This window comes from Nocardia sp. NPDC058633 (assembly GCF_042717045.1).
GTDB lineage: Bacteria > Actinomycetota > Actinomycetes > Mycobacteriales > Mycobacteriaceae > Nocardia.
Window position 1 is genome coordinate 371307 of record NZ_JBHXRA010000001.1, and the last position, 23899, is coordinate 395205.

Below are 23899 nucleotides of genomic sequence, written 5' to 3' on the forward strand. Positions count from 1 at the left end.
CGCGCACGGCCGCGGTGGGGTCGAGGGTGCGCATAGCATGGGCGCATGCTCGAAGTGGTGATGGCGGTAGCGCTGGTGACGATGCTCGCGGTGACGATCGGTGCCGTCGTCGCCGCGCGGACCGGGCGAGGCAAAGCCCACCTCGAGCACGGGTCGCTCTCCGTGACCGGGGTCAGCCCGCTGCCCGCGATGAGCGGTGAGCACTACGTGACGATCACCGGCACCGTCACCGGCCCTTCGGTCACCGGCAAGGTCGTCTACCGTCGCTTCGCCTGGGACGCCGCCCACTGGCCCGCCCCCGGCGACCAGCTCGCCATCGTCTACCCGCCCCACAACCCCGACAACTGGCACGCCGACCACCCGGGCCTGCGCCCCTACCTCGGCTCCTGAGCACACCTCACCGACCTACCCGGGCCCGGGTGAGTCGAAGCTCACAAGTGTCCTGATGGGACTATTTCAGAATGCACGGCACTGACAATCGGACCACCGGACTCCTGATCCGTCCCGCCCACCCCGACGACTACGACGCCGTCGCCGCCCTGACCGTCGATGTGTACGTGGGCGACGGCTACGTCACCTCGGGGGACGGCTACGTGCGCGAACTCGCCGACGTCGCGCATCGGGCGGCCGAGTCCGAGGTTCTCGTAGCGGAGCACGAGGGTCGGGTGGTCGGCTCGTTGACCGTCGCCAGGCCCGGGACGCCGTACGCGGAGATCGCGCGGCCCGGCGAACTCGAGTTCCGCATGCTCGCGGTGTCGAAGCAGGCACGCGGGCTCGGGGTCGGCACCGCACTGGTCCGCGCCGTCGTCGACGAGGCGAGATCAGGCGAGTGCGAAGCGGTCGTGCTGACCACCATGTTCTCGATGGTCGATGCCCACCGCATCTATGAGCGGCTCGGTTTCGTCCCGGTCCCCGAACGCGATTGGGCCACCCACGACGGGCTGCAACTGTTCGTCATGCGACTCGCGCTGCGCTGACCCGATCAGTTCAGCACGGTGGCGACGATGCCGGCGAGGTAGCCGAGCCGCGCCACCTCCGACGGGCGGAAGTCGGGCCCACCGGGGCGGCCGAGGAGCAGTGCTCTGCCGGTGTTGCCCAGGGGCGCGGCGGCGAGTTTGGTGTCCATGTCGCGCCAGATCTCCGGCACCCAGTCGGCCTCGCCGTCGAGCCACATCGGCTTCTCGATGGGCATCCACGGAGCTGAACCCGCTTGTGTCTCAGGGGCGCTCGGGCTGCCGACGATGCGGTAGGCGCCCGCCGGGCCCATCCCGATGATCGTGGACCAACCGACCCGCAGCACGCGGGGGCAACCGTCGACGAGAACCTGGAGGCGGTCGTCGCGCGCGCTGGCGACCTGGTCGATCAGCTCGAGCTCGCGGTGGGTGTCGAGCACGCCGGAGTACGGGCGGATGGAATCGACGCTCACGTCGCGCACCGACTCCGCGGCGGTGATGAGGGTGTCGGGCAGTGCGCCCGTGGGGACTTCGACGACGAGATCGTCGATCGCGAAACCGGCGCCGCGTTCCACGACATCGAGTGAGAGTATGTCCGCGCCGACCCCGCCGAGGGCGAGTGCGAGGGAGCCGAGGCTTCCCGGTCGATCCGGAAGTTGCACGCGGAGCAGGTATGACACGTGCGTTCCTTTCCCTTGCCGCCGGGGTTGTTCGAGACGAATACCCGGTGAAGCAATACTTACACCCCTCAACGCGGGTTCTCGACCCGAAGTATGACCCCGCCGGCGTGACATGGGCGAACTTTCGTGCGAGGCGGGTGCGTCCGTCGTGTGGGGCGGGCGCGTCGCAACCGAGCGAACCGGTCGATTCGGCGCACCTGCGCCCGCGCCGCGGCCATGCCCGGGGCTGTGGATTGCCACGCGGCTGTGCCAATTAGGCTGTACCGACTACTGCCCACCGAAGCCGAAAGGGGTCCCGCGGTGCCCGCAATCTCCCGCGACGAGGTCGCTCACCTCGCCCGGCTGTCCCGGCTGGCGTTGACCGACGCCGAACTCGACCAGTTCGCCGGTCAGCTGGACTCGATCCTCAGCCACGTGCAGACCATCACCGAGGTCGCCGCCGATGTCCCCGCCACCGCGTCGCCGAACCCGACGACCAATGTGACCAGGCCCGATGTGGTCGTCCCCGGCCTCACCCCCGAGCAGGCGCTGGACCAGGCGCCCGCCGTGGAAGAACAGCGTTTCCTGGTCCCGCAGATCCTTGGAGAGGGCGCATGAGCGAGTTGACCCAGCTGTCGGCTGCCGAGCTGGCGAGCAAGATCCACGGCGGGGAGGTGTCCTCCACCGAGGTCACCCAGGCGCATCTGGATCGCATCGGCAAGGTCGACGGCGAGCTCAACGCCTTCCTCCACGTCGCGGGTGAACAAGCCCTCGCCACCGCCGCCGTCGTCGACGCCGCGCTGGCCGCGGGTGATTCCCCCGCCTCGCCGCTGGCGGGAGTCCCGTTGGCGCTCAAGGATGTTTTCACCACCACCGACATGCCCACCACCTGTGCCTCGAAGATTCTCGAGGGCTGGATGTCGCCGTACGACGCGACGGTCACCGCGCGGCTGCGCGCCGCGGGCATCCCGATTCTCGGCAAGACCAACATGGACGAGTTCGCGATGGGCTCCTCCACCGAGAACTCCGCCTACGGCCCCACGCGCAACCCGTGGGACACCACCCGGATCCCCGGCGGTTCCGGTGGCGGATCGGCCGCGGCGCTGGCCTCGTTCCAGGCGCCGCTGGCCATCGGCACCGATACCGGCGGTTCGATTCGTCAGCCCGCCGCGGTCACCGCGACGGTCGGCGTGAAGCCCACCTACGGCACCGTCTCCCGCTACGGCCTGATCGCGTGCGCGTCGTCGCTGGATCAGGGCGGTCCGTGTGGTCGCACGGTGCTCGACACCGCACTTCTGCACGAGGTGATCGCCGGGCACGACCCGCGCGACTCCACCTCACGTGACGTGCCGGTGGCGCCCGTCGTCGAGGCCGCGCGTCAGGGCGCCAACGGTGATCTGACCGGCGTGCGCGTGGGTGTGGTGCGCGAATTGCATTCCGACAGCTACCAATCCGGCGTGCTCGCCTCCTTCGACGCCGCGGTCGCGGTGCTGAAGGAACTGGGCGCCGAGGTGATCGAGGTGTCGTGCCCGAGCTTCGAGTACGCGCTGTCCTCGTACTACCTGGTGATGCCGTCGGAGGTGTCGTCGAACCTCGCGCGCTTCGATGCCATGCGCTACGGCCTGCGCGTCGGTGACGACGGCAGCCACAGTGCCGACCAGGTGATGTCGTCGACCCGCGAAGCCGGCTTCGGCCCGGAGGTCAAGCGCCGCATCATGATCGGCACCTACGCGCTGTCGGCGGGCTACTACGACGCCTACTACGGCCAAGCGCTCAAGGTCCGCACGATGATCGCGCGCGACTTCGACGCCGCCTACGAACAGGTCGACGTGCTCGTCTCGCCGACCAGCCCGTTCACCCCGTGGAAGCTGGGCGAGAAGGTCGACGACCCGCTGGCCATGTACCTGTCGGATCTGTGCACCCTGCCGACCAACCTGGCGGGCCACCCCGGCATGTCGGTCCCGTCGGGTCTGTCGGCCGACGACAACCTGCCGGTGGGCCTGCAGATCATGGCGCCCGCCCTGGCCGACGACCGCCTGTACCGGGTCGGCGCGGCCTACGAGGTGGCGCGCGGTGCGCTGCCGACGCCGAGCGCCGTCTGAGAACTGCGGGGCGCGCCGGGCCGAAAGGCCTGGTGTGCCCCGCCCTTCGTGTTCGGTCCAGTGGTGTTCACCGCGCTCAGCGCTCACTCTTCGACGAAACGGTCGGAATCGGGACCGTTCGTGTCGATAGTGTGCGGTCAGCGCGGTTGCTCCGAACCTGTGCCGTCCGACCTCAGACCGCAGCCCGGTCGGCAACCCCTCGCGTCATCGCGCCGAAGCCCGCGCGCAGGTGCTTGCCGAGTGCCAGGTTCACCACGGGGCTCAGCCAACCGGCGAGGGTGAAGCGGGACTCGTAGCGGGTGCGATCGGGGCCGAGCGCAACGACGGTGTGCGAGCGCAGGCTGTGCAGTGCGCCCAGCGGCACCGGCTTCATCGTGTAACTGAACTCGACCCCGGGGGTGTGGGTGCGGATCCATTCGCGCTGGGGCCGGCGTTTGCCGCCCAGTTGCACCCGCATGTCGATGGGCGAGCCCGGTTCCAGCGTGCTCGACGCCTCGTAGCAGAAGGTGTTCCACTCGCCGTAGCGGTCGAAATCTGTGAGCACCTCCCACACCTTCGCGGCGGGAGCGTCGATCTCGATCGTTTCGTCGATGACTAGAGACATGCGTGAAAACTAAAACATGTTCTAGTTTTCGGCAACCCGGGCGCGCCCGGGAAGCCCGCGCGTGCCTACGCGAAGCGGCGGCGGAACTTGCGCAGCGCGTCGATGATCACGGCCGAGGCCGCCGTCACCGCGAACAAGCCGAGAACCGTGCGGGCGAGCGGCCAGAGGTTGGGGCGGTCGGCCGGGTCGGTCTGCGCGAAAACGTTCTCGACCACCGGTGCGCCGTACTCCTGGCGACGCGAATTCACGTCCACGGCGGTGAACGCGATATCGGCCATCACGGCGCAGCGCGCGCGGGAGAACTCGTCGTCGCGCAGCTCGCAGGACGCGTGGATGCGCCGGTTCAGTGCCGCGTCCACCGAGCGCCGTGCCCACGCGCCGAGCGGTTCGTCGATCCGCTCGGCATAGCGCAGTACGTCGTAGCCGAGGTCGTGGGCCTTGCAGGCCGACTCGAACTCGGCGGGCAACGTCACCGGCGAGGAGCAGCCGCCGTTCGGGTTCACCAGCAGGCCGTCGTGCTGCACCGGGTCGTAGCCGAACTTGTAGCCGAAGTCGCGAGGGATGAGCGCGGTGGCGTCGGGGCTGTCGTCGGTGAGCGCGCGCACCGCGGCGGCGGCCGCGAGGTTCTCGGTGCCGTCCGGGGTGGTGCCCATGGCGCCCGGTGCCGACATGACCACAGCGGCGGCCATGGCCAACCCGGCCGTGCACACGGCCACACCGCTGCGACGACGGTGCTGGGCGGGCGCGGAGGCGGCGGAATCTGCGGTACGGGCCGGGGCGGCGGCGGGTACCGGGCGAAGCGGGGTGTTCATGGCCTCCGACAGTAGGAGCGGGTCTCGCGGCGGACATCCCGCTGCGGACGGGTTTATCGGGGCGCTCGGGTGGCAGACCCGGCGCCGGGGTCACACCAGGGTAGGGGGTCGTATTCGGTCCGGGGGTATGAGGTCCGCTGACCGGACGGTTCGTAGGCTCACTGTCATGACCGCACCACTGCGCCCCGCTGCGCGACGAGTACCCGCGCGCACCTGGTTCGATCTCGCAACGGTGCTGGTCGCGCTGATTTTGTACAGCATCGCCTGGCCCACGCTGTTCGTGACCCACGGGGTCTCGCCTGTCGTCGCGCCGCTGCTGTCGGCGCTGGCCGCTTTCCCGATTCTGTTCGTGCGGGTCAACCCGGCGCTGGGTTGGGCGATCTCCGCGGGGGCCGCGCTGCTGTTCTCGATCGGCATGCAGCCGAGCGCGGACAACGACCTGCCCTTCCAGGTCGTGCACGTCATCGTGCTGTTCGTGCTGTTGTTCGCGGTGGCGTTGCGGGCCTCGGTGCCGATCGTGGTCGTCGCCTGGGCGGCCACCTCGATGCTGTTCGCCACGACCATGCCCGGCTCGGAGACCGGTCCGCTGTGGGGCTGGGCGATGGGGTTCGGTGCGCTGGCGCTGTTCGGTTACCTCGTGCGGATTCTGCTGACCTCGCGGCGCAAGCTCGAGCGGCAGGAAGAGGTGACCGAACTCGAGCGCGCGCGCAGGGCGATCCTCGAGGAGAAGGCGCGGATCGCCCGTGACCTGCACGATGTGGTGGCCCACCACATGTCCATGGTGGTGGTGCAGGCTCAAACCGCGCCGTACCGGATCGACGACCTCGACTCGGCCTCGCGCGCCGAGTTCGAATCCATCGGCGCCACCGCTCGCACCGCGCTCAACGAGATCCGGGGCCTGCTCGGGGTCTTGCGCAGCGACGGCCAGTTGCCCGAACACGCGCCGCAGCCGCGCGCCGCGGACGTGCCTGCCCTGTGCGCGTCGGCCCTGCGGGCGGGTCTGCCGGTCGACTGGACGGTGACCGGGGACCTGGATGCGGTGCCGGAGACGACCGGGCTGGTCGTCTATCGCGTGGTGCAGGAGTCGATGGCCAACTGCGCGCGGCACGCGCCGGGTGCGGCGGTGCAGGTCGCGGTGGCAGTCGACCCCGGCGTGGTGAGCGTGAGCGTGCACAACGCCGCGACGGCCACGGTGGCGCACCCCGGTGCGGGCGGTGGCCACGGCATCGACGGGATGCGTACTCGCGTCGTCGCGGTCGGCGGCGAACTCCACGCGGGGCCCACCCACACCGGCGGATTCGAGGTCGCGGTGAAGCTGCCCACCCACTAGGCGCGGTGTGTGAAAGACCGGGGACCGCTTCGCGTCTGTGCCTACTAAGGTGGTCGGGTGGCTATTACCGTGTTGATCGCCGACGACCAGGCGATGGTGCGCCAGGGTTTCGGTGCCCTGTTGGGCGCGCAGACCGACATCAGCGTCGTCGGCGACGCACCTGACGGCAAAGTGGCGGTGGCCGAGGCCAAGCGGCTGCGTCCCGATGTGGTGCTGATGGATGTGCGGATGCCGCAGATGAACGGCCTCGACGCCGCTCGCGCGATCCTGACCGCGAACTTCGACCCGCCCGTGCGGGTGCTCATGCTCACCACCTTCGACATCGACGACTACGTCTACGAGGCGCTGAGTATCGGTGCGAGCGGGTTCCTGCTCAAGGACGCGCCCGCCGAGGAGCTGGTGCGCGCGGTGCGGGTGGTCGCCGATGGTGAGGCGCTGCTCGCACCGACCATCACCCGCAGGCTCATCGCCGACGTCACCCGCAGGCGCAATACGGTGCGCGTGGCCCCGGCTCCCGCGCTCGGGACGCTGACCCCGCGCGAACGCGAAGTTCTCGAGTTGGTGGCCAAGGGGTTGTCCAACACCGAGATCGCCGCCGCGCTGTTCGTGGCCGAACAGACCGTGAAAACCCATGTCTCCAAGGTGTTCTCGAAGCTCGGGCTGCGCGACCGCGCCCAAGCGGTGGTGCTGGCGTATGAATCCGGCCTGGTCGTTCCCGGCTGAGCCGGGGCGCTCAGCGCGGGCAGACCCCGCCGCGCAGTTCCGGCAGGTGTCGGGCCAGCAGCAGCGCCATCCGGTCGAGCAGCGCGGTGGTGTCGTCGAAGGATCCCGAATCGGCCTGCGCCGCAAGCGCTATCGCGAGACGACCGCTGCCGACGGGTACCAGACCGAACTGGCGCACGGTGTAGATCCCGGTGACGTCGTCGGGGCCCCAGCCGCCCTTGAACTCGGTGTTGTCGAGCAGGCCGAGACCCCAGCCCTGATCCTCGGTGATCTCGCCCATCAACGCGGTGACGACCTCGGACTGCGGCAGGCACGGCAACCGCGACGCGAAGCGCACCTGGTTGGCCAGCGACCATTCGGTGCCACCGAAGGAGGTGCCGTCGAGTTCGGTCCGGGTGCCCGACTTGCCGGTGGCCGCGTCGCCCGCCTCGTCGAGGACCTGCTGCACGGCGTCGGCGGCTTCCGGTGCGTCACCCAGAGATTCCCACAGGCCTTCGGCGGCGTCGTTGTCCGACACCGTGATCGCGGCCTGCGCCATCTCGAAGATCGACTGGTCCTGATCGTGGCGCAACGCGGCGACCGCCAGCGGGATCTTCATCGTGGACCAGGCGATGCCGGTGGTCCAGTCTCCGTAGATCGTCATCCGGTCGCCACCGACCGGCATCAAGGCCATGCCGACCTGTCCGGGAAGCTTCGACTGCAGCTGGGTGAATTCCGCGGCCAGCGAATCGGGCAGCACGATGGACAGTCCCGGATTCCAGGCGTCGTCGCTGTTGACGGTGACCGTGGGCGCGCTCACCGCCGTCGGGGTGCCGGGCATGGCACACGAGGTGGACAGCGCGGCCGTTGCCAGCACCCCACAGAGCAGCAGCCTGCGACAGGCAGCCGCCGTTCCGGTCGACTTCACCACCGAATCCTCCCCACCACCCAGTGCGTGCGTGCTTCGGCGGTGCAAACTTCTAGTCGAGCGCGTCCGGCACTACCGGACGCGGTGTCAGCAAGTTTCACCGATTTTCGGCGAGAATTCGAATGAGCGTGGTCACACGGTCGGAAGGGGGTAGCAGTGCACGACATCGGTGAGGTGTTCGCCGGGTTCACCATCGAGGCGATGTTGGGCCAGGGCGGCATGGGCACGGTGTATCTGGCCCGGCATCCGCGCTTGGACCGGCTGACCGCGCTCAAGCTGCTCAATCGGGACCTGTTCGCCGACGAGCGAATTCGCGCGCGATTCGAACGCGAGGCCGATCTCGCCGCCGGACTCGATCACCCCGGCATCGTCACCGTCTTCGACCGGGGGACCGAGGGTGAACAACTCTGGATCAGCATGCAGTACGTCGACGGGATCGACGCCGCGACCGTCGACCCGATGGCACTGCCGCCCGAGCGGGCCGTACAGATCATCGAGGGGGTCGCCGACGCGTTGGACTACGCGCACGGCAGGGGAGTGCTGCACCGAGATGTGAAGCCCGCCAACATCTTGCTGGCCCGCTCCACCGGCGGCGCGGGCGAGCGGGTCTTCCTCACCGACTTCGGCATCGCCCGCCTGCGCGCCGACTCCACCCATCTCACCCAGCAGGGAATGTTCACCGCGACACTGGCTTACGCGTCGCCGGAGCAGATGACCGGTGCCGAACTCGACCACCGCTCCGATCAGTACTCGCTCGCGTGTTCGCTGTACTGGATGTTCACCGGGTCTGCCCCCTTCGACTCCGCCGACCCGAACGAGATCATCCGCGGAACCCTCTACGCCGCGCCCCCACCCCTGGCGCTGCGCCGCGCGGGTCTACCGCCGATGATGGACGCCGTCCTCGCCGCCGCGATGGCGAAACATCCGGCGGCCCGGTTCGATTCCTGCGTGGCCTTCGCCACGGCTGCCCGCCAGGCGTTGACCTCCAAAACCCCACCGGTACTGCCGCGCCCACCCGCCAACTCGCCGCCCGTCTACTACCCGCCTGCTCCGCAGCAAGGTCCGGCCGCGCCCTTCGCACAGCCGGGCATGATGGCGCCCGGCTACCAGGCGTCACCCGCGCCGCCTGCTCCACAACCCCAATGGCAGGCGCCGCCTCCGCCGCTCGGGGCTGTCCCGCCGGCGGGACAGCGACCGGCTGCGCCCAGCGTTGCGGTGCCGCCCGGGGAAGTGGTTCAGCGTCCGGCAGCGGGTCCCGTTGCCGCACAGCCGAATATGCGGCAATCTCCGCCCGGTGCGCCCCAGCCCGCCGCGGCCCCGCCTGCTGCTTCGTCAGCGGCGGTGGCACCAACCGACCTGCCGTCCTCGGCCGGCGGTCGAAGGGCCCATGGGGAACACGGCGAAGCGGCGATTCCGGCACCCGGCGGCGATTCCGCAATCCCCTCCAGTGCGATATCTCTCGACAAGCCGTTGTCCACAGGTGCTCGGCCGGACGATTCGCGGGCGCCCGTCGGCACGGATTCCGGCGAGGTCTCAGCTACCGCGTCGACCGATGTGGTGCCTATGGGCGACGCGGGCGAGCTGGATGCGGCGAACGCCGCGGCCTTGACCACGGTGACGTCGATCGCGGGGGCGTCGAAGGCGGCCCCAGCGGGGCCTGTGGCGTCGGACGAGGTCGCAGGGCAGTCCAGCCAGGCGGGACAGCAGGACGGCGCGGCGCAGAGCGCTGCTGGTCACGCGGGTGTTGTGGGTCAGTCGGGTGCCGTAGGTCAGTCGAGCGCTGCGGGTCAGGCTGGTGTTGTGGGGCAGTCGGGTGCTGGGGGTGAGCCGAGCGCTGCGGGTCGAGCAGGTGATGTGGGTCAGCCGAGCGCTGCGAACCAGGCCAGCGCTGCGGGTCAGTCGAGCGCTGCGGGTCAGGCTGGTGCTATGGGTCAGCCGGGTGCTGTGGGTCATTTAGGCGCCGCAGGTCAGCTCGGCATCGCGGGTCAGCTAGGCGCCGCGGGTCAGCAAGCTGAGGTGGGGCGGTCGGTCGCGGCGGGGCAGCCTGGTGGTGCTGTTGTGCCGGGTGGCGCGGGGGCGCAGCACGGTGGGGTGCGGCCCGGACCGCGGGGGCCTTGGGCGGTGCCGCATCGTGGGTACTGGCCGGTGCCCCGGCGGGTGTCGGGGATGCAGCGGTTCGGGTGGGTTCTGTTGGTGGCTTTGGTCGTGGTGCTGGTGGCGTTGGTGGTCGCGTTGGTTGTGGTGGTGTTGCCGGGGGACGACGACGAGCCCGAGGTGGCGAGTGGCGCGAGCGGGCCGTCGAATTCGGTGGCGGAGGTCGCGGATTCGTTCGGGGAGAGTCGGCGAGTCTTTCCGACCCTGGTGCCGCAGGGGGAGATGAGTGATGGGGTGGGGTATCGGGGCGCACGGTGCAGGGGGGTGCGCGATGTCAGCGAGCTGGCGTGGAAAGAGCCTGCGCTGCAGTGGACTCCGATCACCAGCGGGTGGCAGTGCGAGCGGGCCGACAATCAGCCGGGAGCGGTGAGCTACCTGGTCCTGGAGTACGCGAGCGCGAGTCAGGCGCGGTCGGTGTCGGAGGCGCTACCCGCCACGGTGCGGTACGCGGGGGACAAGGACGGAGTGCCGTACTGGCTGCAGCGGTGGACGGTTCAGGATCCGGCGAGCACTCGCGTGCAGACCGCACATCAGACGATGAGCTTCCCCGACGACTCCGAGCGCGCGAATTACCTCGTCGTGGTGAGTCGCCGCGGTAGTAGCGGTACCGGCGGCGCCCCGCGTCCCTCCGCGCAGGACGAGGTCATCGCGTGGTGGGTAGACGTGCCTCTCTGACCGAGAGCGTCTGAGCGTCTCCCCGCGCCAGGCGGTACGAGGGTGACCCGCTCATGACTGCTCCGGTCGTGCCCATGCCAGTCGCTCGTTGCCACAGCGCCGGACGAGCGGTCACCATGGGACGACCGTCGGACGAGCCCGGTCACCGTCGGACGAGCGCGCGCCGCCGATGCGGTTTACGGCTGACGCCGCGGCGGTCGACCTGTCGCCGCCGCTGCGCCGGGCAGAATTGCCCGACGCAGCCGCGACCGACGTCAGTTGCCTGCCGGCCCGGCCGTGACCGACGTCAGCTGACGGCCATCCCCGGCCGCGACCACCGTCAGCTGACGGCCAGCCCTGCCGTGACCGACGTCAGTTGCTGGCCGGCCCGGCCGTGACCGACGTCAGCTGACGGCCATCCCCGGCCGCGACTACCGTCAGCTGACGGCCAGCTCGACCGTGACCGACATCAGTTGACGGCCTCCCCGGTCGCGACCCGACATCAGCCGACGGTCGGCCACCGCAGCGACCGACGTCAGTTGTCTGCCGGCCCGGCCGCGACCGACATCAGCTCACGGCCAGCCCCGGCCGCGACCACCGTCAGCTGACGGCCAGCTCGACCGTGACCGACATCAGTCGACGGCCGCCCGGTCGCGACCCGACATCAGCCGACGGTCGCTACCGCAGCGACCGATATCAGTCGACGGCCAGCGCAGCGACGATCGGCATCCTGGCCGCGCGCAGGGCAGGCGGGATCGATCCCAGCAACGCGAGACCCAGCGCGACCATCCCGTAGATGGCGATCAGGGGGCTCGGGCGGTAGAGGATGTCGATGGTCATCGCGTGGCCGATCGCCACGGTGGCCAGATACTGCACCGTGACGCCGACGACGAGTCCGATGGCGGCGCCGATGAATCCGATGCCCGCGGCTTCGGCAAGCACCGAGCGCAGGAGGAACTTGCGGTTGGTGCCCATGGCCCGCAGCACCCCCAGTTCCCTGCGTCGCTCCAGCACCGACAGCATCAGGGTGTTCAGCAGTGCCACCGTCGCCACCAGGACCACGATCCACAGGATCATGTTGCTCATCGCCGCACCCTGCTGGACGCTCGAGGAGATCGCGGCGACCATGTCGGCGCCGGTGTCGACATGGATCTCCTGCGGGACCACCGCGCGGACCGCGGCTTGTACCGCGTCGGGGTCGGCGCCGGAGGCGTACTGGATCGACAGGATCGTTTCGCCGGGTCGCTGATACCACTCCCGCATCTGATCGAGATTCATCATCACCACGCCGGAGACCGCGGTGAAGTACGGGATCACTTGCAGCACCGCGGTTCTACGCTCACCCGACGGAGTGGGCATGGTGATCTCGTCACCGGCGGACAGCGACATCGAACGTGCCACGTCGCGGGTGATGACCACCCCTTCGCGCCGCTCCATCCGGTCGATCACCGCCGGGTCCACCGCGCCGAGGCGGGTGTCGGAGGTGCTCGGCGGATAACCCTGCAGCATCACCCGGCCACTGCCGATCGTCGCGAAAGCCATCTGTCCGGGATTCACCCGTTCGACACCGGGCACGGCCGCGACGCGGTCGGCCAGACCGTCGGGCAGCACGGGGCCGGTCGGGAACTGTTCGACGGGGCTCGCGCTCACGTAGAGGTCGGTCTCGCCGAGACTTTGGAACGAATCGGTCGCCGACTTCACCATGTTGCCCGCCGCGCCACCGAGGGCGACCACCGCCGCGACCCCGATCATCACCGTCATCGCGGTAGCCCACACGCGCCGCGGCGCGCGTTCCAGCGAGGTGGCCCCGAGCGCACCCGGCGCGCCGAACCAGCGGGCGATCACCGCCGATCCGCGCACGATCGGCCCGGTGGCGGCGAAACACAGAAACACCGTCGCGGTGAACGACATCGTGATCGCGGCCAGCGAGAGCCGTCCGAGGTCGAGGAAGGCGACGACGACCGCCCCCGCGCCGAGAAGCAGCCCGCCGCCCAGCCCCGCCCAGCGCAGCACCGAACCGGTGGCGGCGGCATCGCCGGCCTCGACGGGGGCCAGCGCCTCGACCGGGGCCACCTTGTACACCTGCCGGGCGGCGATCGACGCCGCCAGCACCGTCGCCACCACACAGGCGGTGATCGCCACGGGCACCGCGTAATTCGGGACCTCGAATTCGGTCCGCGCCTCGACCGATTGCACGATCGCGGCGGGCAGCCTGCCGATCGCGAACCGCCCCATCAGCGCGCCGATCGCGGCGCCGATCGCCCCACCGATCAGCCCGAGCAGCGCGGCCTCGACGAGCAGATCGCGCACCATCGGCGCGCGCTTTCCGCCGATCGCGCGCAACAGCGACAGGGTCGGCCTGCGTTGGGCCACGGCCATACTCATCGCGTTGTAGATCAGGAAGGCCGACACGATCAGTGCCGCCGCCGACGACATCAGTGTCGAATACCGCATGATCTGGATCGCGCCACCGGCCTGCGCGGTACGCAGACTCGGCTCGGCCACCACGGCACGCCCGTCCACCGCCTCGGTGAGCGCGGTGCGCAGCGCGGCCACGTCGGTGCCGGGTTTCACCACGATCTGCACCGAATCGAGCTTGCCGACCCGGTCGGTGAGGAATTGGATCAGCGGCAGCGGCCCGGCCACCACGTGGCCGCTGTTGAGCCGGTCGGTCGCCTCGGAGTCGAGAACGGCGGCCACCTTCGCGGTGCCCGCTCCGATCGGTATCGGGTCGCCTTCGCGCAGGCCCATGGCCGCACCGACCAGCACGCCGCGCTCCGTGGCGATCAGCTTGGTGGTGTACTGCGACATCGGCCCCGCCAGGTCGCTACCGAGCGCGCCGATCGTCTGATCGGCCCCGATCAGCAGTGCCCGATCGGGGCCTGCGCCCAAGGTCGCGCGCAGCATCGGCACCGCTGTGGCCACCCCGGGCGTCGCGGCGATCCGGGGCAGTAGTGACTGTTCGAAACCCGCGTCGGTGATTCCGGTGATCTCGAGCTCGGCAGTGCCCGCCAGGCCCTTGGTGAGCTTGTCGACCGATCCGGTGACCGAGCCGGAGATGCTCAGCACCGCCACGATCAACGCCGCCGACACTCCCATCACCGCCCCGGACATCAGGGTGCGGCCGGGGTGGCGCAGCAGCTCGCCGAAGTTGAACAGCCGCAATCGATCCCATGCCGCGGCGATCATGCTTCCACCCGCGCGCCGGCCAGCTCGTCGGCGCCGATCCGGCCGTCACGCAGGGTGATCACCCGGTCGCAGTAGTCGATCGAATTCATGTCGTGAGTGACCATGACAACCGAATTACCCTGTGCCGTAATGTCTCCCAGCAGAGCGAGGATGGCGGCGCCGGTCTTGGAGTCGAGATTTCCGGTCGGCTCGTCGGCCAGGATCAGCGGCGGATCCATGATCAGCGCCCGCGCCACCGCCACGCGCTGCATCTGCCCACCGGACAGTTCCGCCGGTCGATGCTGTGCCCGATCGCCGAGGCCGACCAGGTCGAGCAGCTCCAGCGCGCGTGGCTTGGCCTTGCGCAGCCCGGTGCCGTCCAGCAGTTTCGGCACGGCCACGTTCTCCCAGGCCGACAACGTGGGCAGCAGATTGAAGAACTGGAAGACGAACCCGACCTGTTCGAGCCGGAACGCGGCCTGCTTGTCCTCGTCGAGATCACCGATCTCGGCCCCGCGGAAGCGGATCGAGCCCTCGTCGGGGCGGTCGAGCGCGCCGAGCAGGTGCAGCAGGGTGCTCTTGCCGGAGCCGGACGGCCCGATGATCGAGGTGAACTGGCCTGTTTCGATACGCAAGCTCACCTCGTCGAGTGCGCGCACCTCCTGATCGCCGACGCGATACTGCTTGACCACCCGGGTCAACTCCAGCATCGGCTGCTGTGGCGATTCGATGTCGGGCATATCTTGTCCCCCAGGGAGTTTCGGGTTTCAGCGTGCGAGTGCGCGGTCGCGGGTAGTCTGCCCGATCACCGGGCGGGCGTCGAGAACCGCACGCAGGGCGGGTTGTTCGGCGGCCAGCTCGAGATAGGCCTGGATCGGAGTGCGACCGTCGATCTCGGCCAGCTCGAGTTTGACGTGGAGATGATTGTCCCAACGGTTGGCCAGCGCCTGCAGCAGTCCGTCGGCGCCGCCGAAGAGTCGGTCGAGCTCGGGGAGGTCGGCGAACAGGGCCGGGTCGGTCGGGTCGAGGGCGGCCCTGGCGAGCACGGTGTGCACGATCTCGGTGCGATGGTGCAGTTCGGTCCAGGTCATGGGCTTCACCTTCCGTGAGCGGGTGAATCACACGCTACGGGCGCCGACAGGCCGAATCGTCGTGCCGCGGACCCGACTTCTCCTCCTACCGCGGTAGGAGATCGGTACCGTTCGCGGCACGATGCTCGCCGGGTAGGCGGCGACTAGCCTTATCTCATGGATGTGAGCCACGCCATCCCCGCGAAGGCGCCGGGCCGGGCGAGCCGTCGGCCGCGGTTCGCGGTTGCGGCGAGGGTGTCGCAGCTGGTCGCCGCCGTGCGCGAGCGCATCGAATTGTTGCCCTTCGACTATCCGCCCGGGGTGATCGTCGCCGCCGACGTGGCCATGCTGGTCACCACCTCGGCCGCCGTCATCCAGCGGCACACCTATTTCCCGACCGCACTGCCGCTGCTGGCGATGTTCGTCGCCTTCCTGCCGGTGCCGCTGTTCGCGATCTTCGGGGTGAAGCCACATCCGGTGCTGTTGAAGGTCTGTGGGCTGGCGTCGTGCGCGCTGTTCCTGCTGCAACCGGTGAGCTCGGATTTCGCGCCGTTCGTGCTGGTGATCGTCGCCGGCGAGGTGGCCGCCATCGCGCCGCGCGGCATCACCATCGGGTTCAGCGCGCTCGCCATCGCCCAACTGGTCGCCTTCGATCTCGCGGGCCACCTGCACTGGGGTGGGCAGCGGCTGGAAGGCCTGCCGATGTACGTCCTCGGCATCCTGCTCGGCATGTTCGTCGGGGTGATGCTGCAGTACCAGCGCCGGTTCCTCTATCAGGAGCGTGAGACCCAAGTGATCCGCTCCGGACAGGCCGCCGACGAGGAACGGCGCAGGATCGCCCGCGAAGTGCACGATGTGATCGCCCATTCGCTCTCGATCACCCTGCTGCACCTGACCGCCGCCCGGCGCGCACTGCAGACCGACGACGACGTCACCGAGGCGGTCGAGGCCCTCGTGGAGGCCGAACGGCTCGGCCGACAAGCCATGGCCGACATTCGACGCACCGTCGGCATGCTCGACGCGGGACCGGCGCAACTCACACCCGAGCCGGGCGCGGCCGACATCGAGGAGCTCGTCGGCGACTTCCGTCGCGCCGGACTCGCGGTCGACTTCCGGCGCACCGGCGACCTGACCACGGTGACCGGCGCGATCGGTCACGCGCTGTACCGGATCGGCCAGGAATCACTGGCCAACGTCACCAAGCACGCTCCCGGCACCGCGGCCACGGTCCGCCTCGATGTCACCGCCGAGGCCGCGACGCTGACGGTGTCGAATCCACTCGCGCTCGACCCGGCGCCGCGGCGTGACACCGGAATGGGATTGCGCGGTATGCGCAAGCGCACCGAACTGCTCGGTGGGAAGATCACCGCGGGCAGCGACGACAACGGCTGGACCGTGCGGGTCGGATTCCCGCTCAAAACGGGCTCGTGCGCCGCCATCTCGACCATGCTGCCGGGCAAGCTCTGGAACAGAACCCAGGAGGACACGTGACGACCGCTTCGCCGATCGAGCAGCTGGTGACAGTGCTCGTGGTCGACGATCAGGAACTCGTGCGCGGTGGATTGCGCCGGATCCTGCGCCGCCGCGACGGCTTCACCATCAACGAGTGCGCCGACGGCGACGAGGTCGCGGCCGCCGTCGCGGCGCAACGACCCGACGTGGTGCTGATGGATCTGCGGATGAAACGGGTCGGTGGCATCGATGCGACCAGGTTGCTGCGCGCCCGCGCCGACGCCCCGCCGGTGCTGGTGCTCACCACCTTCGACGACGATCAACTGCTTTCCGGTGCGTTGCGCGCGGGCGCCGCGGGCTTCCTGCTCAAGGATTCGCCCGCGGAGGATCTGATCCGCGCGGTCCGCACCGTGGCGGGCGGTGGCGCGTGGCTGGACCCCTCGGTGACCGGGCGGGTCCTCACGGCCTACCGAACAGTGAAACCGGTCGGTACCCGCGGCGATCGCCGACTCGGCGAACTCACCGCCCGCGAGTACGAAGTGCTCGAATTGATCGGCTCCGGCCGGGTCAACAGCGAGATCGCCGCCGAACTCGGCATCTCGGAAGTTACGGTGAAAAGCCACGTCGGACACATATTCGGCAAGCTCGACCTGCGTGATCGCGCCGCCGCGATCGTGTTCGCGTTTGACCACGGCGTAGTGACACCGGGAGAATCTTCCTACTGAGAAGCAGGTCCACGGGCCTGCCAGAAGTGGGAGGCGGACGCTGGTGCAGGCACCTGGGTCACGGACGGGGAGCAGATTCGGCCCCTACGAGTTGCGGTCGATGCTGGGCAAGGGCGGGATGGGCGAGGTCTACGAGGCCTACGACACCGGCAAAGATCGAGTAGTCGCCCTGAAGTTGCTGGCCCAGGAGTTCGCGCAGGACCCGGCCTACCAGGTCCGGTTCCGTCGCGAATCCCAAGCCGCGGCCAAGCTGGCCGAACCGCACGTCATCCCGATCCACGACTGGGGCGTGATCGACGGCGTCCTGTTCATCGACATGCGACTGGTCCCCGGCACCGATCTGCGGACGGTGCTGCGCGGGGGCGGGCCGATGAGTCCGGATCGTGCGGTCGCCGTGGTCGAGCAGATCGCCGCCGCATTGGACGCCGCGCACGCGGGCGGTCTGGTGCACCGTGATGTGAAGCCGGCCAACATCCTGGTCACGCCCGCCGATTTCGCCTACCTCGCCGACTTCGGGATCGCGCACACCGAGGGTGACAGCGCGGTGACCCAGGCCGGAATGGCGGTCGGCTCCTATATCTACATGGCACCGGAACGCTTCGATGTCGGCCCGATCTCGCACCGCGCCGACGTCTACTCGCTCGCCTGTGTTCTCCACGAATGCCTTACCGGCGCTTCGCCTTTCCCCGCCGCGAGCATGAGCGTGCTGGTCCGCGCGCACCTGTCCGAGGCCCCGCCCCAGCCGAGCGTGATGCTGCACGGGATCCCCACCGCGCTCGACGACGTCATCGCGACCGGGATGGCCAAGGATCCGGCCGACCGCTATGCGAGCGCCGGTGCGCTGGCTGTCGCCGCTCGTCGAGCGCTGGCCTCGGCCGTGCGGGAGGCGGGCGCGCCCGGGTACCCGCCACCAGGGGCGTTCGCGCCGAACGCCGGTGCTCGCCAGGTTCGGGTCGGCCGTGAGGCGGCCCCCGGTTACCCGGTGGAGGCGCCGCATCGTGGGCCCGTCGGCACTGCGGCCGGTGCCACGCCCACCGGTCCGGGCTCGGCCACCGGTCCGGGGCGGGGATTCGCTGCCGCGGCCGGATTCGCCGCGGGTGCGGGACGTGGTGTCGCGGCCGGCCCGCCGACCGGCGTGGCCGGAGTCGATCGCGCCGTCCCCGCGGGCTCCGGCGGTGGCGCCCGCACGGGGCCGGGCTCGGAAAAGCCCGACGATGCGGAGCAGCCGCCGACACCGACCGGAGAGTTCCGCGTGGTCGGCGCGGTGACCGCGACCGGTGGCGTCGAGACCTCGCGCAGCCAGTCGAGCGCGACCGGCGCCCAGCCGACACTGATCATCCGCCCGCCCGAGGCCCGGGGGACAGCGGAGACCACCGGTTTTCGCCGCATTCCGGTCGAGGGCACGGGCGAGATCTCGATCCCCGCGGTGATCCAGCCGACCGGCCCCGCCGAAATCCGGCCCGCGGACACCCACTTCACTCCGCTGCCCTCCGCCGAGGCGCCACCGGCCCCCGAGCCCCCACCGGCCTACACCCCCGACCAGGGCCTCCCTCGGATGCGACCCTTCCCGGACGCGCATCTCTACGACGGCGCCCAGCCGGGCGAGACATCCGCGCCGCTGCTGCAGCCGTCGCGGCCTGCCTCGGCCACCCCCTACCCGGCGCCCACCGGCCCGCACCTCCTCCCGCCCCAGCCGCCCGGCCGAGACCCCCACCGGGGGGCTCCGACCCAGCGCTATTCCGGCGAACACCCCATTCCGGCCGCGTACACGCCGCCGACCGAGCAATACAACCCCCCGGCGTCGACCCCCGACCCCCGTTTTCCCGCCGCCGCGCCGGAATTCGGCCCGCCCCGCGCGCATCCGCCTGCCCCCCTCGCGGCTCCGACGCAGCGGTTCGGTGGCGAGGGATACGAGCCACGGGACCGGTTCGCCGGTCCCACAGGGGCTTTCGGTGACACGCCGGATGTCGGATTCGACGGCCGTCCGGACCGGTTCGACGACGACCACGCCGACCCGGCCGTGTTCGGGCCGTCGACCGAGCAGTACGAAGCCCCGGCCGACCCCCAACATTTCGCCGCCACACAGCATTACGGTGGTGCGCCCGATGATCAGTACAGTCCGGCGACCGAACAGTACGACCCGGCCGAGGTGCGACGGTCGGCGCCCACCCAGCACTACGGCGGCGGCCCCGCCGACGACCCGGATCCGCAGCGCTCGCAGCCGACGCACCAATATCGTGGCGGTGCCGCGCCTTTCGGCGCGCATCAGGCCCCGGCGGACTTCGACGATCCGGCACGGTCGGCCGCGACCCGGCAGTATGTGGGTCAGGAGAACGCGTACTCCAATTACGACGAACCGCCCAGTGCCTACGGCGATCACGCCTACCGTGACCCGGCCTACGACACCCCCTACAGCAATGACCCGGCCTACGGTCCCGATCCCGCCTACGGACCCGATCCGGCTTGGGCACACCAGGATTCGAGCCGCAAGCGCTCCTATCTGCTGCCGGCTCTTGTCGGTTTCCTCGCCGTGGTCGTCCTCGCGATCGGCGGCGCGATCGGCTGGCGCCTGATGTCGGCCGCGGCCCCCGAGGAAACCACCACGGCCGCACCGACGTCGATCGCGCCCGGCGGTTCCGGTCAACCCGCGGGCACCACCCCGCGCGCGACCACCGCCGCCCCGACCACCTCGGCGGGACCGGTCACCCTGCCGGTCGGCGCACAGCCCTGCGAATCCGGTTCCGGCACAGGCGCTTACAGCAATGTCGCCATCGGTAGCGCGGTCACCAGCTGTGGTTTCGCCGAAGCGGTCCGGCAGGCCTATGCCGAGGGCGGAACCGGTGCGCGACCGGTGGTGGCGACCAGCCCGGTGACCGGTCGCACCTACACGATGAACTGCGCCCCGGAAGGCAAGCTCGTCACCTGCAGCGGTGGCGAGAACGCCGTGGTCTACGTCTACTGACACCGTGCCGCAGTGTGCCCCGCCCGGGGCCGCTGCGGCACACACCCTCAGTTCGACGGTGTGACAGTCACTTTCACACTCTTCATCATCGGCTGGTCGCTCTCGGTGCTGTAGTCGCCGATCGCGCACAGCACGTTCATCTCCGGCATGTACCCGGCCGCGCACCCCACCGGAATGTCGTAGGGAACGACGGAGTATTTGTAGAGCGACCGAGTGGATCCGTCGCGTGCGGTGCTGGTGATGTCGACCTGGTCGAACTCCCGCAGGCCGCGCTCGCGCATGTCGCGTTCGTTCATGAAGATCAACGTGCGCAGGTTCTTCACCCCGCGATAGCGATCGTTGTTGCCGTAGATGGTGGTGTTCCACTGATCGTGTGAACGTTGCGTCGCCAGGGTGAGCACCCCCGGTGCGTCGGTGGTGACGGGCAACGTGGCCGCGGAGAACTCGGCCTTGGCAGACGGGGTGAGGAAGATCAGCTCACGCGCAGGCTGCCGGATCCGGAAGCCGTGCTCGCGCCGCACCCGCCGGTTGTAGTCCTCGAACCCCTCCAGGACCTTGGACATGGTGTCGCGGATGCGGTCGTAATCCTCGACATAGAACTCCCACGGCGTCTTCGTCTCGGGTAGTGCGGCCCGGGCGATCCCGGCCAGGATCGCGGGCTCCGACAGCAGATGCGGCGACGCCGGCTTCTTCATGCCCTTGGACTGGTGCACCACGGCCATGCCGTTCTCCATCGACACCACCTGCGCGCCGCTGCGCTGACGATCGTGTTCGCTGCGCGCGAGGCAGGGCAGGATCAGTGCGCGCTTTCCGTGCACGACGTGGCTGCGGTTGAGCTTGGTGGAGACCATGACGGTGAAGTCGGTCTTCTGGAACGCCTCGAAGGTGTAGGCGCTGTCGGGCGCGGCTTGGACGAAGTTGCCGCCCATGCTCATGAAGAACTTCAGCTTGCCCCGCTGCATCGCCTCGATGGTGGCGACCACGTCGTAGCCGTTGGCCCGCGGCACCTCGATCCCACAGACCTCGGCCAGCCGGTCGAGGAACTCGGCGGAGGGATTGTTGTCGATGCCGCAGGTGCGATTGCCCTGCACGTTGCTGTGCCCGCGCACCGGCGAGGGGCCCGCGCCTTCGCGACCCAGATTGCCGCGCAGGAGCAGCAGATTGACGATCTCGCGGATCGTCTCCACGCCGTGCTCGTGCTGAGTGATGCCCAGGCACCAGCTGACGATGCTGCGGTCGGCGTCGCAGTAGATGCGCGCGGCCCGGCGAACCTCGTCCTCGCGCAGTCCCGACTGGGTCTGGATATCAGCCCAGGTGGTCGCCTCGACCTCGCGGACGTAGTCGTCGAAACCGCTGGTGTAGCGGGCGATGAACTCGCGATCGAGCGCCTTCGGATCGGTCGCCGATTCCTCGAGCACGGCCTTGGCCATACCGCGCAGCAGCGCGAAGTCGCCGCCGATGCGCACCTGCAGATCGAGCGTGCCGGTCTCGGTCGGGTGGAAGGTGGCCATCGCGAGAAAGTCGTGCGGGATGATCGTTTTCCGCGAAGCCGCCTCGATCAGCGGATTGACATGCACCACCTGGGCGCCGCGCTTGTGGGCCGCGGCCAGCGCCGTCAGCATGCGCGGGGCGTTGGACGCGGCATTGATGCCCATCACGAACAGCGCGTCGGCCTTGTCCCAGTCCTCGAGGTCACAGGTGCCCTTGCCGGTACCGAGCGAAGCCATCAGCCCACGCCCACTGGCCTCGTGGCACATGTTGGAACAGTCGGGCAGGTTGTTGGTGCCGTATTCGCGCACCAGCAACTGGTAGAGGAAGGTGGCCTCGTTGGCGAGCCGGCCGGAGGTATAGAACGAGGCCTCGTTCGGATCGGCCAGCTCGCGCAGCGCCTTGCCGGTCATCTCGAACGCATCGGCCCAGCTGATCGGCACGTAGTGGTCGGTCTCGGGGTCGTAGACCATCGGCTCGGTGAGCCTGCCCTGGTCTTCGAGATCGTAGGAACTCCAGGTGGCGAGCTCGGTCACGGTGTGCTCGGCGAAGAATTCTGGGGTGCACCGCTTGTGCGTCATCTCCCAGGTGACGTGCTTGATGCCGTTCTCGCACACATCCAGGGTGGTGCCGTCGGTCGCGTCGGGCCAGGCGCAGCCGGGGCAGTCGAATCCGTGCGCCGGATGGTTCATCTTCAGAACGGCCTTGGTACCGAGCAACGGCTGGTGCTCCTTGCCGACCATGAAGTTGCCGACCGAGATCGCCGCGCCCCACCCGGCGGCCGGGTGCCGGTAGGGCTCGACTTTCGGTACGGCCGCCCGATCGGCCGCTTCGCTCGGGCCCTGATCGGGATCCCAGGTGGTGTGCGGACCATCGGCCATGATCTTCCCTTCGCGAGAATGCGGGTCGAGAAAGATAGCGCTGGTATCCAGAGTCTCGTTCGGATTCTCCCCCGTCGAGATCACGGATGGAGGTAGGTGGCTGCCGTCGTGTCGTCGATTCGATCACCCCGCGACCGGCGACTCGATGGGACTCGCTGAGTTGATCACCGAGGAGACGCCGGTATGCGAAACGTTGCATACTGTCGACATGGCTGACGACAACGAGTGGTACTACTGCATCAAGCACCACAAGGCCGAACAGGGCAAAGCCTGCTGGTACGGCGACCGGATGGGCCCCTACCCGGACCAGGCCACCGCCGAGAAGGCACTCGAGATCGTGAAGGCGCGCAACAAGGCGGCCGACGACGAGGACGACTGACCCGACACCTTCACAGTGAGCAGAGTCCTGGGATGAGCAGAGTTACCGCACGGCGCAAGACGACCCGCCTCTCGCCGGCCGGGCGGATTCAGCGACCCGACACTCTCGCCGTCGAGGAGCCACTCGAAATCCGGGTCGACGGCCGATCGCTCACCGTCACCATGCGTACTCCGGGCAACGACATCGACCTCGTCCACGGCTTCCTGTTCGGTGAGGACATCATCGGCGCGGCCGACGACATCGTCACGGCCCGCTACTGCGCGGGCACCGACAGCGAAGGCCACAACACCTACAACGTTCTCGACCTGCGCCTGCGTAACCCGGTCCCCATCCACACCCGCAATTTCCTCACCACCGGTGCCTGCGGGCTCTGCGGCAAGTCCGCCCTGGACGATGTGCGTACGCACAGTCGCTTCCCGATCCCGCACGACTCGGTGTCGATCAGCACCGACACCCTCGGTGGCCTGCCGAAACAGCTCCGCGCGGGGCAGAAGTTGTTCGACGCCACCGGTGGACTGCACGCGGCGGGCCTGTTCACCGCCGACGGCACCCTGCACGCGCTGCGCGAGGACATCGGCAGGCACAACGCCGTCGACAAGGTGATCGGCTGGGCGGTGCGCGAGAACCGGGTGCCCGCCCACGATCTGGTGCTGGTCGTGAGTAGTCGCGCCTCGTTCGAACTGGCACAGAAGGCGGTGATGGCCGGAATCCCGATCCTGGCCGCGGTGTCGGCGCCGAGCTCGCTGGCCGTCGACCTGGCCGCCGAGTCCGACCTCACCCTGATCGGCTTCCTGCGCGGCGAAACGATGAATATCTATACGGGAGAACACCGTCTGACCTGACGGTTGGGGCCGAAGTGGGCGATCGGCATATGTC

The 23899-nt window shown here is 69.3% G+C and carries 20 protein-coding genes; 12 read left to right on the top strand and 8 right to left on the bottom strand.

What is annotated here, in order from left to right:
• Positions 1-45: 45 nt before the first annotated feature.
• The gene (locus tag ACFWUR_RS01645; RefSeq protein WP_378900209.1) at positions 46-390 is read left to right on the top strand and encodes a hypothetical protein; all 345 of its coding nucleotides are present in this window, start codon (positions 46-48) and stop codon (positions 388-390) included.
• A 71-nt stretch (positions 391-461) separates the two neighbouring features.
• Complete coding sequence (locus ACFWUR_RS01650) at positions 462-977, top strand: GNAT family N-acetyltransferase (protein ID WP_378900212.1); 516 nt, start codon at positions 462-464, stop codon at positions 975-977.
• A gap of 5 nt (positions 978-982) precedes the next feature.
• Here the strand turns inward: ACFWUR_RS01650 and ACFWUR_RS01655 are convergent, their stop codons facing one another.
• Positions 983-1633, bottom strand: a complete 651-nt coding sequence (locus tag ACFWUR_RS01655; protein ID WP_378900215.1) for an amino acid-binding protein — start codon at positions 1631-1633, stop codon at positions 983-985.
• Between the two features lie 300 nt (positions 1634-1933).
• Here ACFWUR_RS01655 and gatC point away from each other — a divergent pair, with 300 nt between their 5' ends.
• Positions 1934-2230, top strand: coding sequence for an Asp-tRNA(Asn)/Glu-tRNA(Gln) amidotransferase subunit GatC (gene gatC, locus ACFWUR_RS01660; protein WP_378900218.1), 297 nt, complete (start codon positions 1934-1936; stop codon positions 2228-2230).
• Positions 2227-3714, top strand: coding sequence for an Asp-tRNA(Asn)/Glu-tRNA(Gln) amidotransferase subunit GatA (gene gatA / locus ACFWUR_RS01665; protein ID WP_378900221.1), 1488 nt, complete (start codon positions 2227-2229; stop codon positions 3712-3714). Before gatC ends, gatA begins: the two co-directional genes overlap by 4 nt.
• Positions 3715-3886: 172 nt before the next feature.
• On the opposite strand, the gene ACFWUR_RS01670 is transcribed toward gatA, so the two are convergent.
• Both ACFWUR_RS01670 and ACFWUR_RS01675 read right to left on the bottom strand, forming a co-directional pair.
• Entirely contained in the window at positions 3887-4318 is a 432-nt protein-coding gene (locus ACFWUR_RS01670) for an SRPBCC family protein (protein ID WP_378900223.1), read from the bottom strand.
• A gap of 65 nt (positions 4319-4383) precedes the next feature.
• The gene (locus ACFWUR_RS01675) at positions 4384-5130 is read right to left on the bottom strand and encodes a hypothetical protein (RefSeq protein WP_378900226.1); all 747 of its coding nucleotides are present in this window, start codon (positions 5128-5130) and stop codon (positions 4384-4386) included.
• A 166-nt stretch (positions 5131-5296) separates the two neighbouring features.
• Here ACFWUR_RS01675 and ACFWUR_RS01680 point away from each other — a divergent pair, with 166 nt between their 5' ends.
• Positions 5297-6460: a sensor histidine kinase gene (locus ACFWUR_RS01680; RefSeq protein ID WP_378900229.1), complete on the top strand. Its 1164-nt coding sequence runs from the start codon at positions 5297-5299 to the stop codon at positions 6458-6460.
• A 57-nt stretch (positions 6461-6517) separates the two neighbouring features.
• The gene (locus ACFWUR_RS01685) at positions 6518-7183 is read left to right on the top strand and encodes a response regulator (protein WP_378900232.1); all 666 of its coding nucleotides are present in this window, start codon (positions 6518-6520) and stop codon (positions 7181-7183) included.
• A 10-nt stretch (positions 7184-7193) separates the two neighbouring features.
• Here the strand turns inward: ACFWUR_RS01685 and ACFWUR_RS01690 are convergent, their stop codons facing one another.
• On the bottom strand, positions 7194-8090 hold the full coding sequence (locus ACFWUR_RS01690) for a hypothetical protein (RefSeq protein ID WP_378900235.1): 897 nt from the start codon (positions 8088-8090) through the stop codon (positions 7194-7196).
• Positions 8091-8246: 156 nt separating this feature from the next.
• On the opposite strand from ACFWUR_RS01690, the gene ACFWUR_RS01695 reads away from it, so the two are divergent.
• Positions 8247-10919: a protein kinase gene (locus ACFWUR_RS01695; RefSeq protein ID WP_378900237.1), complete on the top strand. Its 2673-nt coding sequence runs from the start codon at positions 8247-8249 to the stop codon at positions 10917-10919.
• A gap of 675 nt (positions 10920-11594) precedes the next feature.
• On the opposite strand, the gene ACFWUR_RS01700 is transcribed toward ACFWUR_RS01695, so the two are convergent.
• The 3 genes from ACFWUR_RS01700 to ACFWUR_RS01710 are packed head-to-tail and all read right to left on the bottom strand — an operon-like array spanning position 11595 to position 15157.
• On the bottom strand, positions 11595-14087 hold the full coding sequence (locus ACFWUR_RS01700; protein WP_378900239.1) for an ABC transporter permease: 2493 nt from the start codon (positions 14085-14087) through the stop codon (positions 11595-11597).
• Positions 14084-14806, bottom strand: a complete 723-nt coding sequence (locus ACFWUR_RS01705; protein WP_378900241.1) for an ABC transporter ATP-binding protein — start codon at positions 14804-14806, stop codon at positions 14084-14086. The genes ACFWUR_RS01700 and ACFWUR_RS01705 overlap by 4 nt, the downstream gene beginning before the upstream one ends.
• Positions 14807-14833: 27 nt before the next feature.
• Positions 14834-15157 (bottom strand): hypothetical protein, encoded by a 324-nt coding sequence (locus tag ACFWUR_RS01710; protein ID WP_378900243.1) that lies wholly within the window; start codon positions 15155-15157, stop codon positions 14834-14836.
• A 156-nt stretch (positions 15158-15313) separates the two neighbouring features.
• On the opposite strand from ACFWUR_RS01710, the gene ACFWUR_RS01715 reads away from it, so the two are divergent.
• Genes ACFWUR_RS01715 through ACFWUR_RS01725 form a run of 3 tightly spaced genes read left to right on the top strand, consistent with a single transcriptional unit; the run spans position 15314 to position 20275 of the window.
• Positions 15314-16627 (top strand): sensor histidine kinase, encoded by a 1314-nt coding sequence (locus ACFWUR_RS01715; protein WP_378900245.1) that lies wholly within the window; start codon positions 15314-15316, stop codon positions 16625-16627.
• Positions 16624-17313, top strand: a complete 690-nt coding sequence (locus ACFWUR_RS01720) for a response regulator (protein WP_378900247.1) — start codon at positions 16624-16626, stop codon at positions 17311-17313. Before ACFWUR_RS01715 ends, ACFWUR_RS01720 begins: the two co-directional genes overlap by 4 nt.
• Positions 17314-17356: 43 nt before the next feature.
• The gene (locus tag ACFWUR_RS01725; RefSeq protein WP_378900249.1) at positions 17357-20275 is read left to right on the top strand and encodes a protein kinase; all 2919 of its coding nucleotides are present in this window, start codon (positions 17357-17359) and stop codon (positions 20273-20275) included.
• A 47-nt stretch (positions 20276-20322) separates the two neighbouring features.
• Here the strand turns inward: ACFWUR_RS01725 and ACFWUR_RS01730 are convergent, their stop codons facing one another.
• Complete coding sequence (locus tag ACFWUR_RS01730) at positions 20323-22644, bottom strand: FdhF/YdeP family oxidoreductase (RefSeq protein WP_378900252.1); 2322 nt, start codon at positions 22642-22644, stop codon at positions 20323-20325.
• Between the two features lie 208 nt (positions 22645-22852).
• On the opposite strand from ACFWUR_RS01730, the gene ACFWUR_RS01735 reads away from it, so the two are divergent.
• Both ACFWUR_RS01735 and fdhD read left to right on the top strand, forming a co-directional pair.
• Positions 22853-23023 carry a hypothetical protein gene (locus tag ACFWUR_RS01735; RefSeq protein WP_378900255.1) on the top strand — a complete coding sequence of 57 codons (171 nt, stop codon included), beginning with the start codon at positions 22853-22855 and terminating at the stop codon, positions 23021-23023.
• Between the two features lie 32 nt (positions 23024-23055).
• Positions 23056-23865: a formate dehydrogenase accessory sulfurtransferase FdhD gene (fdhD, locus tag ACFWUR_RS01740; protein ID WP_378900258.1), complete on the top strand. Its 810-nt coding sequence runs from the start codon at positions 23056-23058 to the stop codon at positions 23863-23865.
• Positions 23866-23899: the final 34 nt, after the last annotated feature.

What these genes read in the sequence shown, in the direction of transcription:
- gatA (WP_378900221.1), top strand. Translation starts at nt 2,227, where the DNA reads ATGAGCGAGTTGACCCAGCTGTCGGCTGCCGAGCTGGCGAGCAAGATC.
- fdhD (WP_378900258.1), top strand. Translation starts at nt 23,056, where the DNA reads ATGAGCAGAGTTACCGCACGGCGCAAGACGACCCGCCTCTCGCCGGCC.
- ACFWUR_RS01715 (WP_378900245.1), top strand. Translation starts at nt 15,314, where the DNA reads ATGGATGTGAGCCACGCCATCCCCGCGAAGGCGCCGGGCCGGGCGAGC.
- ACFWUR_RS01675 (WP_378900226.1), bottom strand. Translation starts at nt 5,130, where the DNA reads ATGAACACCCCGCTTCGCCCGGTACCCGCCGCCGCCCCGGCCCGTACC.
- ACFWUR_RS01650 (WP_378900212.1), top strand. Translation starts at nt 462, where the DNA reads ATGCACGGCACTGACAATCGGACCACCGGACTCCTGATCCGTCCCGCC.
- ACFWUR_RS01705 (WP_378900241.1), bottom strand. Translation starts at nt 14,806, where the DNA reads ATGCCCGACATCGAATCGCCACAGCAGCCGATGCTGGAGTTGACCCGG.
- ACFWUR_RS01735 (WP_378900255.1), top strand. Translation starts at nt 22,853, where the DNA reads ATGGCTGACGACAACGAGTGGTACTACTGCATCAAGCACCACAAGGCC.
- ACFWUR_RS01680 (WP_378900229.1), top strand. Translation starts at nt 5,297, where the DNA reads ATGACCGCACCACTGCGCCCCGCTGCGCGACGAGTACCCGCGCGCACC.
- ACFWUR_RS01645 (WP_378900209.1), top strand. Translation starts at nt 46, where the DNA reads ATGCTCGAAGTGGTGATGGCGGTAGCGCTGGTGACGATGCTCGCGGTG.
- ACFWUR_RS01730 (WP_378900252.1), bottom strand. Translation starts at nt 22,644, where the DNA reads ATGGCCGATGGTCCGCACACCACCTGGGATCCCGATCAGGGCCCGAGC.
- ACFWUR_RS01670 (WP_378900223.1), bottom strand. Translation starts at nt 4,318, where the DNA reads ATGTCTCTAGTCATCGACGAAACGATCGAGATCGACGCTCCCGCCGCG.
- ACFWUR_RS01700 (WP_378900239.1), bottom strand. Translation starts at nt 14,087, where the DNA reads ATGATCGCCGCGGCATGGGATCGATTGCGGCTGTTCAACTTCGGCGAG.
- ACFWUR_RS01710 (WP_378900243.1), bottom strand. Translation starts at nt 15,157, where the DNA reads ATGACCTGGACCGAACTGCACCATCGCACCGAGATCGTGCACACCGTG.